At 58.2% G+C, this 14,954-nt stretch carries 11 protein-coding genes; 6 read left to right on the top strand and 5 right to left on the bottom strand.

Going from position 1 to position 14,954, the window contains the following annotated elements:
• Positions 1-27 precede the first annotated feature (27 nt).
• Positions 28-873 (top strand): hypothetical protein, encoded by an 846-nt coding sequence (locus FNT36_RS07390; RefSeq protein WP_233635754.1) that lies wholly within the window; start codon positions 28-30, stop codon positions 871-873.
• A 92-nt stretch (positions 874-965) separates the two neighbouring features.
• Here the strand turns inward: FNT36_RS07390 and FNT36_RS07385 are convergent, their stop codons facing one another.
• On the bottom strand, positions 966-2,600 hold the full coding sequence (locus FNT36_RS07385; RefSeq protein ID WP_144845995.1) for an FAD-dependent oxidoreductase: 1,635 nt from the start codon (positions 2,598-2,600) through the stop codon (positions 966-968).
• A gap of 245 nt (positions 2,601-2,845) precedes the next feature.
• On the opposite strand from FNT36_RS07385, the gene FNT36_RS07380 reads away from it, so the two are divergent.
• Complete coding sequence (locus FNT36_RS07380; RefSeq protein ID WP_233635753.1) at positions 2,846-4,249, top strand: MBOAT family O-acyltransferase; 1,404 nt, start codon at positions 2,846-2,848, stop codon at positions 4,247-4,249.
• Between the two features lie 108 nt (positions 4,250-4,357).
• Complete coding sequence (locus tag FNT36_RS07375; RefSeq protein ID WP_233635752.1) at positions 4,358-5,437, top strand: alginate O-acetyltransferase AlgX-related protein; 1,080 nt, start codon at positions 4,358-4,360, stop codon at positions 5,435-5,437.
• A 94-nt stretch (positions 5,438-5,531) separates the two neighbouring features.
• Here FNT36_RS07375 and asnS read toward each other — a convergent pair whose 3' ends face one another.
• Positions 5,532-6,935, bottom strand: a complete 1,404-nt coding sequence (asnS, locus tag FNT36_RS07370) for an asparagine--tRNA ligase (protein ID WP_144845990.1) — start codon at positions 6,933-6,935, stop codon at positions 5,532-5,534.
• Positions 6,936-7,116: 181 nt separating this feature from the next.
• Between asnS and rpoN the strand changes: the two genes are divergently transcribed.
• Positions 7,117-8,724 carry an RNA polymerase factor sigma-54 gene (gene rpoN / locus FNT36_RS07365; protein ID WP_144845988.1) on the top strand — a complete coding sequence of 536 codons (1,608 nt, stop codon included), beginning with the start codon at positions 7,117-7,119 and terminating at the stop codon, positions 8,722-8,724.
• Positions 8,725-9,214: 490 nt separating this feature from the next.
• Positions 9,215-9,859: an NAD-dependent epimerase/dehydratase family protein gene (locus FNT36_RS07355; protein ID WP_144845986.1), complete on the top strand. Its 645-nt coding sequence runs from the start codon at positions 9,215-9,217 to the stop codon at positions 9,857-9,859.
• A gap of 45 nt (positions 9,860-9,904) precedes the next feature.
• Here FNT36_RS07355 and FNT36_RS07350 read toward each other — a convergent pair whose 3' ends face one another.
• Positions 9,905-11,458 (bottom strand): hypothetical protein, encoded by a 1,554-nt coding sequence (locus FNT36_RS07350; protein ID WP_144845984.1) that lies wholly within the window; start codon positions 11,456-11,458, stop codon positions 9,905-9,907.
• A gap of 892 nt (positions 11,459-12,350) precedes the next feature.
• On the opposite strand from FNT36_RS07350, the gene FNT36_RS07345 reads away from it, so the two are divergent.
• Entirely contained in the window at positions 12,351-12,617 is a 267-nt protein-coding gene (locus tag FNT36_RS07345; RefSeq protein ID WP_144845982.1) for a CsbD family protein, read from the top strand.
• Positions 12,618-12,724: 107 nt separating this feature from the next.
• Here the strand turns inward: FNT36_RS07345 and FNT36_RS07340 are convergent, their stop codons facing one another.
• Together FNT36_RS07340 and FNT36_RS07335 are read right to left on the bottom strand one after the other, a co-directional pair.
• Positions 12,725-13,633, bottom strand: a complete 909-nt coding sequence (locus FNT36_RS07340; RefSeq protein WP_233635751.1) for a histone deacetylase family protein — start codon at positions 13,631-13,633, stop codon at positions 12,725-12,727.
• 439 nt (positions 13,634-14,072) lie between these two features.
• The gene (locus FNT36_RS07335; protein WP_233635750.1) at positions 14,073-14,855 is read right to left on the bottom strand and encodes a TIGR00266 family protein; all 783 of its coding nucleotides are present in this window, start codon (positions 14,853-14,855) and stop codon (positions 14,073-14,075) included.
• Positions 14,856-14,954: the final 99 nt, after the last annotated feature.

Genomic DNA, 14,954 nt, shown 5'->3' with positions numbered 1-14,954 from the left:
ATTCACTGATTCCTTTCTGCTTTTATCATGAAGTCTCGCCTTCGTTTTCTTGCTTTCGCGCTGGGCATGGGCCTGGCTTTTGCTGCACCTAGGGCCGCCCAGGCACAGGTGAGCGTGGGGGTAAATATTGGCCTGCCGCCCTGGGGGCCAGCCGTGCCGCAGGGCACGCAGTACTACTACATTCCGGAGATTGACGGCTACTACGACATCTACAATGGTATCTACCTAGTGTTTGATGGCTACCAGTGGGTGCAGATGCCGTACCTCGATGGCTACGACCCTTATTACTTTCACCCTTACCCGGTTAGCTACGTAGGGCCGCAGCCATGGCTATACATCGGCACCTACCGCAACCGCTACCCGCAGTACGTAGCCGGCTTCCGGCGTGGCGGCTGGGGCAACTACGGCCCCTACCACAATAACCGCGACTACGGAGCCGGCCGGGTATATGGCTACGACCGCGGTGGCTACAATGGTCGGGGCTACGACCGTGACCTCAACCGCAACTTTGACCGCCGCGGAGGCTACAGCAACAACGGCCGGCCCGGTGGCTTTGGTAATGTACATAACAACCCTGGGGGCGGCCGGCCCGATGGTGGGCGCCCCAGCGGCAATCTTGGCGATGGGCGCCCTGGCGGCTTCAACGGGGGTTTCCCGGGCGGAGGCCGGCCTGGCGGGAGCCCTTCTACCCCTGGTGGGTTTGATGGAGGCAACCGTGGCGGCGGCCAACCCGGCAACCTAGGTGGTGCCCGCGGTGGGTTTGGCAATCAGCCAGGCAACTCTGGCGGCGCTCGGGGTGGCTTTGGGGGCCAGCCAGGCAACCCCGGTGGTGGGCAGCGAGGAGGCGAGGGCGGTGGCCGTGGGCGGCGCTAGCATCAGCTCAGTAGCTAGACTTGTACTAAGAAGGGCGCTGTCTCCTAATTTGGAGGCAGCGCCCTTCTCAGTTCCACCTTAAAACCCAAACCCTAGGTAGCAGCCCCTACAGAGGCCCAGTCCAAGTCGGGCCGCAGGGCCGTGGGGGTTGGCATCTTATTCTGCCCTAGTAGCTCTGTGATATAAATCATATCAGTGTCGCGGCCCATGCTAGCTACGGCCACGATGCGGCCGGCCTGCACAAAAAAGGCTAGGAAATCCTGCTTGGCTACGTTGCCGTGGTAAACAATCTCATCCCACCGCTCGGCGTGGCCGGCATAGCGCAGGCTTTTGCCATACTGCTGCGTCCAAAAGAAAGGAGCAGCGGTAAACTCCGCTTGCTGGCCCAGCATATTGCGGGCCGCTACTTGGCCGTGCTGCTGCGCCACGCGCCAGTGCTCTATGCGTGTAGGCTGGCCGGTGGCCGCCAGCGGAAAACGAGCAATGTCGCCGGCCGCATACACAGCCGGCGCGGCCTGCAAGTTGGCATTCACAGCCACACCTCCGTCCTCTTCTAAGCTAAAGGCATCCTTCAAAAAGTCGGTAGCAGGCCGCACGCCTACCCCAAGCACCACAGTGTCGGCAGGCAGGGTTTTGCCCGATTTGAGTTGCACGCCCACTACGTGGCCTTGCTCTCCTAATAGGGCGCTTACTTCCGCTTCCGCTTCAAAGTGAACGCCTTTCTCTTCGTGCAGCTTCCGGAACATTTGACCAATTTCGGGACCTAGGACGCGGGCGAAGGGCTCTTTTTCTTGGGCTATAACCGTCACGGTTCGGCCCTCGGCCATGAGGCTGCTAGCCACCTCCATCCCGATAAAGCTCGCGCCGATAATCACCACCTGCTTAGCATCCTTGGTAGCTTCCAGTAGGACGTCGGCGTCAGCCTGGGTACGCAAAGGCAGCACGCCAGGCAAGTCGTGGCCGGGCAATTTGGGTAGCAGGTTGGGCGTGCTGCCGGGGGCTAGCAGTAGCTGGTCGTAGTGTAGCGGCGGCTGGCCTTCCAGTTGCACTTCCTGCTTAGCTAGGCTCAAGCCGATTACGCGCGTATGCTGCAAGAGCTCAATTTTTTGCTGTACATAAAACTCAGCTTCGCGCAGTGGCAGGGTCTCGGCTTTGGCTTTGCCCGCCAGGTAGGCTTTGCTGAGTTTGGTACGGTCGTAAGGCAGCTTTTCATCAGCCGACACCAGCACCACGCGGCCCGCGAAGCCCTCGCGCCGCAGCGTTTGAGCTGCAAACTCGCCGGCCGCCCCGCCCCCTACAATAACAAAGGTGCGGCTATCGGCGGGGCCTGTGGCAGGTGCAGGCGGCGGAGTGCCACCTAGCTCGGCGGTCGGCGTGGTCTCAGGCTTGTCGGTGCTGGCGGGCGGACTAGCCGGCACTTGCACCAAGATGCGCCCTTCGGCCTCGCGCACGGCGTAGGTGGGTAGGTCGTCGAGGGCGGGTGGCTCGCACAGGTGGCCATTTTCGACCTTAAAGCAGGCGTGGTGCCAGGGGCAGATGAGTCGGCCATCCACTACTTTACCCTTCTCCAATGGGGCGCCGTAGTGCGGGCAATTAGGCGCGAACGCACGCACTTGGCCCTGCTGGCGCGTCAGCAGCACCTTGGGGCCGTCGTGGGGAGTGGGAAAGGTTTTCAGTGCGCCTTCGGGCAGACTGGCGGCGTCTGTGAGGTCAATTTCGGGAAGCATGAGCGAAAGAAATACGTCGCTACTGAACGAGTTACGCTCTTTGAAGTTGCTAGGCCCTCATCTTTCCAAACGCGCTACCTAGGTTGTACTTCGCTGTAGTAATGCTAAGCTCTAGGCAAGGCCATGGTAGCTTTCTGAAATACCTTCGCTCCAGCTGATTTTGAAGTAGCACTTAAACCAGCTTCATTTTCTTACGGATGGTCTTCAGTAGTACGCTCTTTCTTTTCTATTTCCTACCCGCTTTTTTGCTGCTGTACTGGCTGGCGCCTTATCGTTTCAAAAATGTGGTAGCCTTGCTATGCAGCTTGCTGTTTTACGCTTGGGGAGGGCTGAATTTTCTAGCGCTGTTTGTAGGGTCAGTAGTCGTCAACTTTCTACTCATCCGCTTCATGGATGCCGCCAGCGAACGCTGGAAACAACGCATTTTTCTAATTATCAGCATCCTGATTAACGTTGGCATGCTGTTTTACTTCAAATACGCTAACTTCTTTCTCGACAATGCCAGCGCCGTGCGTAGCTACTTCGGTGGTCCAGCTCTGACGTGGGAGAAGATAGTGCTCCCCATCGGCATTTCGTTTTTCACCTTCGAAAAGCTCACCTATACTATTGACGTGTACCGCGGCGTGAACAAGCCGCTCAAAAACTTTTGGGATTTCATGCTTTACATCATGTTATTTCCCAAAATGATAGCGGGGCCGATTGTGCGCTTTCACGAAATAGCCGGGCAGCTTACTGACCGCCGCGCTTTTGACACGGTCGATGAAAAGCTGGCCGGTTTTTTCCGCTTTATTGTGGGCCTAGCCAAGAAAGTGCTGCTCGCGAACGCGCTGGGCGAACAGGCCGACCACATTTTTACCCTTGACCCGGCCACCTTGCCGGTAGCACAGGCCTGGCTAGGAGCGGTAGCCTACACTTTCCAGATTTACTTCGATTTTTCGGGTTATTCCGACATGGCGGTGGGGCTAGGCAAACTCATGGGCTTTCAGTTTCCCGAAAACTTCAATTCGCCTTATGCAGCACGCTCCATCACGGAGTTTTGGCAGCGTTGGCACATCACGCTAGGTCGCTGGATGCGCGACTACCTCTACATTCCGCTAGGTGGTAATCGCGTGCGCCCTAGTCGGCTTTATGTCAATCTGTGGACGGTCTTTATCCTGTCTGGCTTCTGGCACGGCGCCGCCTGGACATTCATTGCCTGGGGTGCCTACCATGGGCTCTGGCTAGTGCTCGACCGTTTGTTTCTGCTGCGTATTTATCGCCGCCTCGGCGCCCTTAGCATTGTGCCTACTTTTCTCATCACTGTGGCAGGGTGGGTACTATTTCGGGCCGAAACTCTAGACCAGGCAGCCGCTTTTGGGGGCCGCCTAGTAGGTATTATGCCCGATATCAGCCGGGCCTGGGAAGTGCCCCAGCTGGTGCACCTCTCTTTCACCACCAAGTTCTGGTCGATACTGGTTGTAAGCGCTGTTTTCGCCTTCATGAATGCTATACCCGCCCTAGAGCGGTTCAACTTGAGCCTCTACTTTGTTCACCCGCTTTCGCTACGTCGCGCGCTGGGTTTAAGCACAGTGGCGGCGATATTATTGCTACTGAGCGCGGGCGCAATCTTAGGCAGTACGTTCAATCCGTTTATATATTTCCGCTTCTAGCTCACCATGCAGCAAGACAACTATTTATGGATTAAACGGTTGGCTCTGGCAACATTAACTTCCCTGTTTCTTCTGCCGGCTCTACAAGCCAAGTGGCCCCTGCTTCCCGTGGGCGCACTCGATGGCTACAATCCTAATACGAACGCCGAGAAGCCTGACCTACAAGTCGACGACCTGCTGGCTGGCAACTACCAGCCCCGGCTCGAAGCTTACCTGGATAATCGCTTGGGCTTTCGGGCATGGTTCATTCGGCTGCGCAACCAAGTCGATTTTTCTTTCTTCGGCCAAGTGCACACGGGCGATGTGCTGGTAGGCCAGCACGGTGTGCTGTATCAAGGCGGCCCCACCGAATCGTACCTAGGGCGCGATTACTTAGGCGCCGAGGCTATTACGGCCCACGCCCAGCGCGTGCGCGGGGTACAAGACATGCTAGCTCAGCGTGGCACCCAGCTGCTCTATGTGCTGGCCCCCGGCAAGCCCGGCTACCTGCCCGAAGACCTGCCCGCCGGCGTGCAAGCTGCCGACCGCGGCCCCACCAACTACACTGGCTTTGCCGAGGCGCTGCCCAAGGCGGGGGTGCACGTGCTCGATGCGGCAGCGCTGTTTCAGCGCTGGAAGCCTACGGCGCCGCACCCGCTGTTTCCACGCGGTGGCACGCACTGGAGTGGCTATAGCACCACCCTAGTGGCCGACACATTGGCCCGCGCCATTGAGGCGCTTACGCGCCTCGACCTGCCCAACTTTACCACCAGCCCCGGTGAAATAACTACCAAGCACTTGCGTGGCACCGATGAGGACATCGCTAGAGGTCTAAACCTAGTAATCAGGCCTCGCCCCTACCCTATGGCGTACCCCATCGTCACGTTTGCGCCGCCCACCCCCCACCAACAACGGCCAAACACGCTGCTAGTGGGCGATAGCTTTACACAAAGCTTTTATATTTTTTACCCTTATTTCTCTAATCTGTTCAGCGACAGCTCGCGCTTCTGGTACTATAACGAAAGCGTGTTCTGGCCCGAAAACACGCCGGGCGAAAGCCACTACGTGCGCGAACTAAACCTGCGCCAGCAACTCGCCGGCCGCAATTTGCTCATCATCTTATCTACTGAGCAGAACTTGAACAAGCGCAGCTTTGGCCTCATCGACCAGCTATACAACCTCTACCACGCCGATGCACCAAGCCAGTAGCAGCTTGGCCGCACGCCTCTGCACCTCTACACCACTATACAAAAGGCGACCCCGATGGGGCCGCCTTTTGTATTGAATAGCTTCTTCAACCTGTTTAAAACTCTGCGTTCTTGGGGAAACGTGGGAAGGGAATTACGTCGCGGATGTTGGTCATGCCCGTCACGAACAGCACCAGGCGCTCGAAGCCTAGGCCAAAGCCCGAGTGCGGGGCCGTGCCAAAGCGGCGGGTATCGAGGTACCACCACAGCTCGTCGGTGGGCACGTGCATCTCGGCCATGCGGCCTTCGAGCTTACCTAGGTCCTCCTCACGCTGCGAGCCGCCGATGATTTCGCCGATGCCGGGGAAGAGCACGTCCATGGCGCGCACGGTGCGGCCGTCCTCATCAAGCTTCATGTAGAAAGCTTTGATTTCCTTAGGGTAGTTGGTGAGGATAACCGGTTTCTTGAAGTGTTTCTCTACCAGGTAGCGCTCGTGCTCGCTCTGCAAGTCGGTGCCCCAATCTACCGGGAACTCAAATTTCTTCTTGGCCGACTTCAGAATCTCGACCGCCTCGGTATAGGTGAGGCGCTGGAAGGCGTTGTCGGTTATTGACCGCAAGCGCTCGAGCAGCTCCTTGTCGTAGGTGTCGTTCAGGAATTGCAGGTCGGCGGCGCAGTGCTCTAAGGCATAGCGCACTAGGCTTTGGAGGAAGTCCTCGGCCAGGTCCATGTTGTCTTGCAGGTCGTAGAACGCCATTTCGGGCTCTATCATCCAGAACTCGGCCAGGTGGCGAGCGGTGTTCGAGTTTTCGGCCCGGAAGGTGGGTCCGAAGGTGTACACCTGCCCTAGGGCCATAGCCGCCAGCTCGCCTTCGAGCTGCCCCGATACGGTGAGGTTGGTTTGCTTGCCAAAGAAGTCTTCGGAGAAGTCAACCGAGCCGTCTTCGGTGCGTGGGGGGTGCTCGGGCGGCAGGGTAGTCACCCGGAACATCTGGCCCGCCCCCTCAGCATCGGAGCCCGTAATGATGGGCGTGTGCACGTAATAGAACCCGTGCCGGTTGAAATAATCGTGCACGGCAAATGCCAGCGCGTGCCGGATGCGCAGCACCGCCCCAAAGGTGTTGGTGCGGGGGCGCAGGTGGGCAATCTCGCGCAGGTGCTCCAGCGAGGTGGCTTTCTTTTGCAGCGGGTAGGCTTCGGGGTCGGCGGTGCCGAGCACTTCTATCGAGCTAGCCTGCACCTCCACTGCTTGGCCTTTGCCTTGGCTAGGTACCAGCAAGCCACGCACGGCCACGCACGAGCCAGTGGTTACTTCTTTTAGGCTTTCTTCAGGAAACTTCTCAGCATCAGCCACTACTTGCAAGGTGGCAAGGCCCGAGCCGTCGTTGAGGGCAATAAACTGCACATATTTGTTGCCCCGGCGGGTGCGTACCCAGCCCTTCACCAGCACTTCGCGGTTGAGGTCGGTACTCGTGAGCAGGTCTTGAATGCGGGTGCGGCGGAGTTGGTCGGCAGGCATAAGCGGTAATCAAAAGGCAGTTGAGCCAGCAAAGGTAAAGCCAGCGCTTGGGCCATTACCGCGCGGGGCGCTAACCCCAACCGGAATTTGCTAGTATTAGCCTACGACCAGTTAGTTTGTTCTTCCGTATTTCTACCGTCCGCTCTGGCCCACCGGCCCATTCCCGCTAGTAGCCCTTCCTATGCAACGCCTCGACCTTAAACAGCTGCTTTCTCAGCGCCTTTCGCCTCAACAAATACAGTTTATCAAGCTACTGCAAATCCCTACGGCAGAGCTCGAAACGCGCATTAAGGAGGAAATGGAAGTGAACCCAGCCCTGGAAGAAGGTGACAGCGACGACGCCGAGCGCGACGATAGCCCCGACGACTCGGCCGATGATAACGACCCCAACGACTCGCTCGACAGCGACGACAACACACTAGATGAAGACTTCGGTGGCAATGAGGCGCCCGACGACAGCGCCAGCGGCCTCGACGACTACGCCGACGAGCGCCCCGAGCCGGCCGCAGAGCCCGAAGCCCTAGGTATCGACAACGACAACCACGAAATCGACATCAGCGACTACGTCAATGATGATGAGATAGCGGGCTACAAGATGCAGGGTGACGGCCCCGGCGACGAAGAAGAACGCGAAATGCCGCTGGCCGACACTAGCGGCTCGCTGCAAGACTCGCTGCTCGACCAGCTGCACTACGCCCAGCTCGATGAGCTAGAGCAAAGCATTGGCGAGCAGCTCATTGGTTCGATTGATGGCGATGGGTACATTCGGCGCGACCTAGCGGCCATTGCCAATGACCTAGCCTTCAGCCAGAACATTGAGGCTACCGAAGCCGAGATTGAGAGTGTGCTGCGCGTCATTCAGACGTTTGACCCGCCCGGCATCGCTGCCCGCGACCTGCCCGAGTGCCTGCTGCTGCAGCTAGAGCGCCGCCCCCAAGACGAGGCCACGCAAAACGCCGAGCGCATCTTGACCGAAACCTTCGAGGAATTTACTAAGAAGCATTACCAGCGCATTCAGCAAAAGCTGGACTTAGAGGACGACGAGCTGAAAGAAGCCGTGGCCGTGATTCTAAAGCTGAACCCCAAGCCGGGCGGCAGCGGCCCCGTGAGTGGCGGGCGCGGCAGTGCCGGCGGGGCGCAGTACCTGATGCCCGACTTCATCCTGACCAATGATAACGGCGAGCTGAATTTGACCCTGAACGCCCGCAATGCCCCCGAGCTGCGCGTGAGCCGCGACTACCGCGAGATGCTGCAGACCTACGACAAGGCCGCCAAGAAAGACGCTAAGATGAAGGAGGCCGTCAGTTTTGTGAAGCAAAAGCTCGACTCGGCCAAGTGGTTTATCGATGCCATCCGGCAGCGGCAGAATACACTGCTGCGCACGATGTCAGCCATTGTGGAGCGCCAGCGTGAGTTCTTCCTAACGGGCGACGACTCGAAGCTGCGGCCCATGATTCTCAAGGACATAGCCCAGGCTATTGGCATGGATATCTCCACCATCAGCCGGGTGGCCAATTCTAAGTCTATCCAGACCGAGCACGGTATTTATCCGCTCAAGTTCTTCTTCTCCGAGGGTATCGCTACTGACTCGGGCGAGGACGCTAGCAGCCGCGAGGTGAAAAGCATTCTGAAAGACCTCATTGGCAATGAGAAAAAGGACCACCCGCTGAGCGATGATAAGCTCGAAAAAATGCTTAATGCCCGCGGCTACAACATTGCCCGCCGCACGGTGGCCAAGTACCGCGAGCAGCTAAACATTCCGGTGGCCCGCCTTCGCAAGGAATTGTAACCAGTCCTAATCATCTTAACATGAGGAATTTGTGGTGCTGGCGCTGCCAGCAGGAAGTTCCCATGCTGGAAGGTGAGGAAAACTATTTGCTAGATAAGGCGAGGCAGGAAGGCATGTCGGCAGTGGAGGCAGAGGCTCGGCGACTTGGCAGGTCGCTGCCGCCACCCCTAGACTTGGCCAGTCCGGTAGCCCGCCGCCTGCGCCCCATGCTAGAAATGTACCGGCTGCTAACGGGTTTTGATGAAGAAAATCCCAACGCAATATTTCATCATAGCGTGGAGCTTTATGGGCCACCTTGTCCGAAGTGCCACAAACCCTTACGCACTGTGAAAGCTAAATTTTGTGCCGCCTGTGGATTTGGGCAAGCAGCTATGACGAGCGACCCCCAACCACTGGTTGAGCGTAAGCCGGCGCTGTTCGAGTAACGCTGAGCGCTTAAAACAAAACCCGCACTCCTACGTCTTTGAGGTGCGGGTTTTGTTTTATTTCTATGTCCCAACGGATTATTCTTACCGGCGCCACCGGCATGGTGGGCGAGGGTGTGCTGCTGACGCTGCTCGACCAGCCCGAGGTAGAAACGGTGCTATCCATCAGCCGCCGCCCTAGCGGGCACGCGCACCCCAAGCTGCACGAGCTGCTAGTGCCCGATTTTTTTGACCTAGGGGGCGTCGAAGAAGAATTGCGCGGCTACACGGCGTGCTTCTTCTGCGCGGGCGTTTCATCGGTGGGCATGAAAGAAGACGCGTACACCCGCGTTACGCACGACTTGACGTTGCACTTGGCGCGCACGCTGCTGCGCCACTCGCCCGAGGCTACGTTCTGCTACATTTCGGGAGCGGGCACCGGGGGGAAGCTGATGTGGGCGCAAGTGAAGCGCCGCACCGAAAACGACCTACTAGCGCTGCCTTTTCGGGCGGCCTATATGTTTCGGCCGGGCGGGCTGAAGCCTGTGAAGGGCCAGCGGCACGTGCCAGCAGTATACCGCTGGTTTAGCTGGCTGATTCCGCTAGCGCGGCTGTTTAATTACAGCAGCACGCTGCGCGAACTGGCCCTGGCACTCCTGCATACTGCCGAACACGGTACTCCCAAAAAAGTATTGGAGGTGAAGGATATTAACCAGCTAGCTAAGCAGTAGCACGGGCATTTGGTGTACCTACTGGCCGAGCATTGAACGCCTGCGCTACTGCTCGGCCAGTTGTAGCAGCACCTCGTAGTACGGCCGGCCCAGCACCCGCGCTTTTAGCCAGGCATAAAAGCTAATTACCTGCAAGTCTTCGCGCTCTTGAGATAAAAAGGCTGGAATGCGGGCCACCCGCGCCGCAAAATCGGGGCTGCGAGCCACGGCCGGGTCGGCAATAATTTCGCGCACAAACCCCATAAAGCTCACGACTGCATGGTAGGGGCCACCTAGGGGCGAGGCGGCCGCCTCGGCCGTGGCCTCGGTGCCCGGAAACTGCTCGTGCAGCCGGCGCTCTACGGCGCGCAGGCGGGCTAGCGCCTGGTCGGGATTGCCGAGCTCTAGCTGTATCAGCATCTCGCCTAGGTTGTGGTTAAGCAGCCATTCCAGCCCTAGGTTCTGCTCGAGCCAATGGTCGGTGCGGTCGAGGCTAATGAGCGTTTGGTTGGCTTTCTGAAAATTACCTTCCGCAAAGTAGTGAAAGCTGAGTTGCAACCGCGCCGTGAGCTGGTCGGCAGGCAGCAGCGGTGGTTTTGCTTTCAGCGCTTCGTCTAATATCCTGATGCTGTCGCGGTTGCGATGCAGAAAGGAATAATTAGCCGCTAGCAAAAATGTAAAGCGGGGTCCCAGCTCGGCAAACTGCCGGCCCGGCGCGGTGGCCAGCACGGCTAGGCCCTGCTCTAAATAGGCCACCGACTCGGGAAAGCGTCGCGAGCGGTACAGCGCGTGCGCCAGCATATACAGCAACCGCAGCTGGTAGCCACGGTGGGCGGGCGCAAAACCGTGGCGGCGCTCCATGAGCCGGTAGCAGCGCTCGATAAAGGGCGCGAACGTGGCAAAGTCGCCCCGCACCAGCATGGCGTGCCGTGTGATGCTCATGAGCCGGCACAGCAGCGACGGCGAGCGGGCAAAGGCCTCCTGCAAGTCGTATTCGACCAAAATATTGCGCAAAATTTCGTCGGCTGGCACGGCGCCCCGGCCGTGCTGTCTGGCTTGGCGCAGGCGCTGGCGCAGCAAGCTGTCGGCAATAGCGGCGCGCTCTTCCTCATCGGCAGCCTTCTTGTTACGGTGGCGGCGCTCGATAATAGCGTCAAGCGGCTCGGCGTGGGGCGAGCTGGCGTATTGAATTTGAAGGTTATAGACGGCATTCAGCGATTCGTACTGCTCGTTGTCCTGAGCTAGCTTCTCGGCTTTGCGCAGCAGATTCCAGGCCAGGCGCGGCACGCCGGCCCCAAAGAGATACTGGGCCAGCGTGAGCTGCCCGCGTACCGACGTAGCTGCCGTGGCGTCGTGCTGCCTTTGCCGGAGCAGCAAAAAATCGGTGAGGTACCGCAGCAGGCGCTTGCGCAGGGCGTAGTAGGCCACCGCGTTGGGCTCGTCGGGGTAGAGCTTCTGAATGAGCGTTTCGGTCTTGTATTCCTTGGGGCTAAGCAGCAGCTCGAGCAGGCGCAGGTCTTGCCGGCCGGTGGCTTTGCGGCGCTGCCACTGAATAAACCGCTCGAGGTCGCGGCGGTCGTCGGGAGCCAAGGTTTGCAGCGTCAGGCGCAGGTCGTCCATGAAAAATAGCTAGGTCGCCCCAAAGTAAGCGCCGGATGAAGCCAAGACTAACTACCACTTTATAACATCAGATTTTTTCAGCATAAAATGCTATTCAACAACACCTTAATTTCAAATAGAAGCTGATGTAGATGTCAGAATTTAGTGCAAATGAAGATTAGCGCGCGGAGGCCGGCCGCTACTTTCATCCTCGCTCACCTAGGCCAACAGCCTGGGAGCAAGACAGCCAGCACACCTGCCTGGCAACACCCTATCTCTCACACACGCTATGGCCACAATCTTTTACCGCTCATTCGGCTGCCTTTGCGCACTGGTTAGCTTGGCTGCGTGCAGCCGGGCTAGCTATCAGTTCGCGGAGTCTGCCGCTTACCTGCCAGCCTCGACGACGGTGGCGCTACCGCCCGCTGCTGCCCTAGTCGAAGTACCTAGGGCAGTGTGCAGCACCCACAACACCCTAATTACAGCTACCCATACCGAGCCCGATGGCTCTAAAGTGGTGCGCAGCACATGGGCGACCCCGCCGATACACAAGCCTAACGGCCTGGTATCATCGCACACTCAGCTTAGTCATCCACGTCTTAAAAGTCAGCTATTTGCCACCAAAAAGTCCTTGATAGCAGCGCACGCCTCGTCGCGCAACACGGCCGGTTCAGGACCCTATTTTTCGGGTCGGATTTTGGTGCTATTCTCGCGCTTTTAGCCCTTTATGCCTTGCTACTCTCGTTATTAATAACCGGAGCCGTGCTATTGCTCGTAAAGCTTATCATGCACCTTACCCGTGGCAAGGCACGCTCGCGAGCTACCTCGCCGGCCACATTACCTATTGGGCCCTAACCTATCGGCTGAGGGCCGCGTATAAGCCCAACAACCCGCCCTTTCAACTTTTTCACTCATGGACGTTAACAACAATAGCATCGGCGACAACACCGAGCTGCGTGCGCGCGGCAACTGGAACGAAATCAAAGGCGCTGCTAAGCAGAAGTGGGGCCAGCTCACCGACGATGACCTGACCTACGACGAAGGCAAGCAAGATGAGTGGTTTGGCCGCCTGCAAGAGAAAACTGGCCACGCTATCGACGAAATTAAAGACTGGTTCTCGAAGACCTTCAGCGGCACGGACAACGACTCCAACCGCCCCTCGAACCAGCGCTACAACTAGCTTACTAAGCTTTTCCTTTTCCTTAAAAAAAGCCCCGCTCCTACTCTGGAGCGGGGCTTTTTTGGCACTTGCCCGCACTGGCTTTTTAAGGCTACCTAGGTGCTTCGCTACCACAAGCTGGCAGCCACTCGGTATGTGTTGGCGTGGGCCTCTACAATGTCGGCGATGCGCTCGGAGTAGCCGCCGCCCATACACACCACTGTGGGCAAGCCGCGCTGGTGCAAGGCACTTAGCACCAGCTCATCGCGCTGACGGCAGCCAGCCCGGCTAAGAGCCAGGTGCCCCAGCTTATCAGTGGCCAGCACATCGACGCCGCTGAGGTAAAACACGAAGTCGGGACGCACTTGCTCATCGAGGAGGCGCGGCAGGGTATCGGCCAGCAGCCCTAGGTAGTCGTCGTCGCCGGTGCCGTCGGGCAGAGGCAGGTCAAGGTCTGACACCTCTTTGCGCCCCGGAAAGTTGCGCGCTCCGTGCATCGAAAACGTGAACACCCGCGGCTCGTGCCGAAAGATGGCCGCCGTACCATTACCCTGGTGCACATCGAGGTCGATAATTAAAATCTGTCGCACCCGGGCTGGCTCGTTGGCCAGCAGCCAATTGGCCGCTACTGCCTGGTCATTGAGCAAGCAAAAGCCCTCGGGCCGCCCCGCGAAGGCGTGGTGCGTGCCCCCCGCAATATTGAGGGCCACCCCTGCACCCGCCAGCACCCGCTGTGCACACCCAATGGTGCCCCCCAGTAGCGTGATTTCGCGCTCGGCCAGGGCCGCACTCCACGGGAAGCCACTAGCCCGCTCCTCGGGCCGCGTAAGCTGGCCGTGCAACAGGCGATGCACGTAGTCGGCCTCGTGCGTGAGCAGCACATCGGCCAGTGGCGGAGGCGTGGGCACGAAGAAATCGCTGGCCGTAGCAGTGCCCTCGTGCAGTAGCTGCTCGGGCAGTAGCTCATACTTCAGCATCGGGAAGCGATGGCCCGGTGGCAGGGGCAGGATGTAGTTGGGCGCGAAGGCAATAGTCACTAACTACCTAGGGAACAATTGGGTGGTGGGACGTGGTTGAGCAGGGAATAAATAGTGATTTTCTTAGAAAAGTCTATTTATTTAAAATTAGTCGATTTATTTAGCTGTCAAGTCGATAACTGGTAATCCGCTGCGCTTGCAACTTCGTACTTTTCTTCGACCACATTATGGCTACGCTACTCCTTCCCACCCGCTTATCTTATTTTATACATGGCATCTCCTCGGTCTATTTCTGCCAGGTCGCTGGCTTCTCCCGAACGGCGCTATCGCCGCTCCGCTTTTAATGGCGCTAAACAGCTCAGTGCCGCACAGGCCCCTAACCGCCGCATTTTGGTACTTTTAGCAGTGCTCGCTTTCGCCCTCCTTGCATCGGTAGGCGTCATCGTAGGAGTGCACTTGCAAAGCGACAACGAACAGTCGGCTGGCTATCCAGCGGCTGTTATTCATCCAGCCAGCCGTTAACGAGCCCGCCGAGCACACTGCCGCTTTCTTTCTGGGCGTTGCCACCCCTAGGTGCCAGGGCTTGAATAAGTTTCTTAACTGGCATCGACTGAATCCAAACGCGCCCTGTACCGCGCAGAGTAGCCAGCAGCAGTCCTTCTCCCCCAAATATCATCGACTTTAGCCCCCCGGCCCGGGCCACGCTGAAGTCGATGCCCGGTTCGAACGCTACCACGCAGCCCGTATCGACGCGCAGCAGCTCATTATTGAGGCGCTTCTCGATGATGGTCCCGCCGGCGTGCACAAAAGCTTTGCCATCGCCGGTAAGTTTTTGCAGAATAAATCCTTCACCTCCAAAAAAGCCTGCCCCAAATTTTTGGTTGAAATGCAAGCTGATTTTGGTGCCCTTGGCGGCGGCCAAGAAGCCATCCTTCTGCACAATAAGGCCGCCGGGCAGGGTCCCTAGGTCAAGCGGAATGATGGTGCCAGGGTAAGGCGCCGAGAAGGCAACCCGGCTCTTGCCATAGCTGCCACGGTGTGTGAAGTGCGTCAGAAATAGGCTTTCACCGGTAATGAGTCGGGTGCCTGCCGAAAATAGCTTGCCCATAAAGCCTTGGTCGGGCTCCGAACCATCGCCCATCTTGGTTTCGAAGGCGATGGCTTCATCCATGTACACCATCGCGCCGGCTTCGGCGATGACGGTTTCCTGTGGGTCGAGCTCTATTTCGAGCACTTGAATATCGGAGCCGAGAATACGGTAATCCACCTCGTGCGAGCGCATGATTCAGCTAGGGGTTAGGTGAGCGGCAAATGTAGGCCACAGGCTATATCGCACGCGCAGTGTTATACTTACAGGCAACTTTTATCGTTGAAGGTGAAG

Origin of the sequence: Hymenobacter setariae, from assembly GCF_007713685.1 — a bacterium.
Classification (GTDB): domain Bacteria; phylum Bacteroidota; class Bacteroidia; order Cytophagales; family Hymenobacteraceae; genus Hymenobacter; species Hymenobacter setariae.
This window is presented reverse-complemented; position numbering and strand designations above follow the sequence as displayed.

Excerpts from the sequence above, each read along its gene's own strand:
- FNT36_RS07390 (WP_233635754.1), top strand. The coding sequence starts at position 28 with ATGAAGTCTCGCCTTCGTTTTCTTGCTTTCGCGCTGGGCATGGGCCTG.
- FNT36_RS07385 (WP_144845995.1), bottom strand. The coding sequence starts at position 2,600 with ATGCTTCCCGAAATTGACCTCACAGACGCCGCCAGTCTGCCCGAAGGC.
- asnS (WP_144845990.1), bottom strand. The coding sequence starts at position 6,935 with ATGCCTGCCGACCAACTCCGCCGCACCCGCATTCAAGACCTGCTCACG.
- rpoN (WP_144845988.1), top strand. The coding sequence starts at position 7,117 with ATGCAACGCCTCGACCTTAAACAGCTGCTTTCTCAGCGCCTTTCGCCT.
- FNT36_RS07355 (WP_144845986.1), top strand. The coding sequence starts at position 9,215 with ATGTCCCAACGGATTATTCTTACCGGCGCCACCGGCATGGTGGGCGAG.
- FNT36_RS07350 (WP_144845984.1), bottom strand. The coding sequence starts at position 11,458 with ATGGACGACCTGCGCCTGACGCTGCAAACCTTGGCTCCCGACGACCGC.
- FNT36_RS07345 (WP_144845982.1), top strand. The coding sequence starts at position 12,351 with ATGGACGTTAACAACAATAGCATCGGCGACAACACCGAGCTGCGTGCG.
- FNT36_RS07335 (WP_233635750.1), bottom strand. The coding sequence starts at position 14,855 with ATGCGCTCGCACGAGGTGGATTACCGTATTCTCGGCTCCGATATTCAA.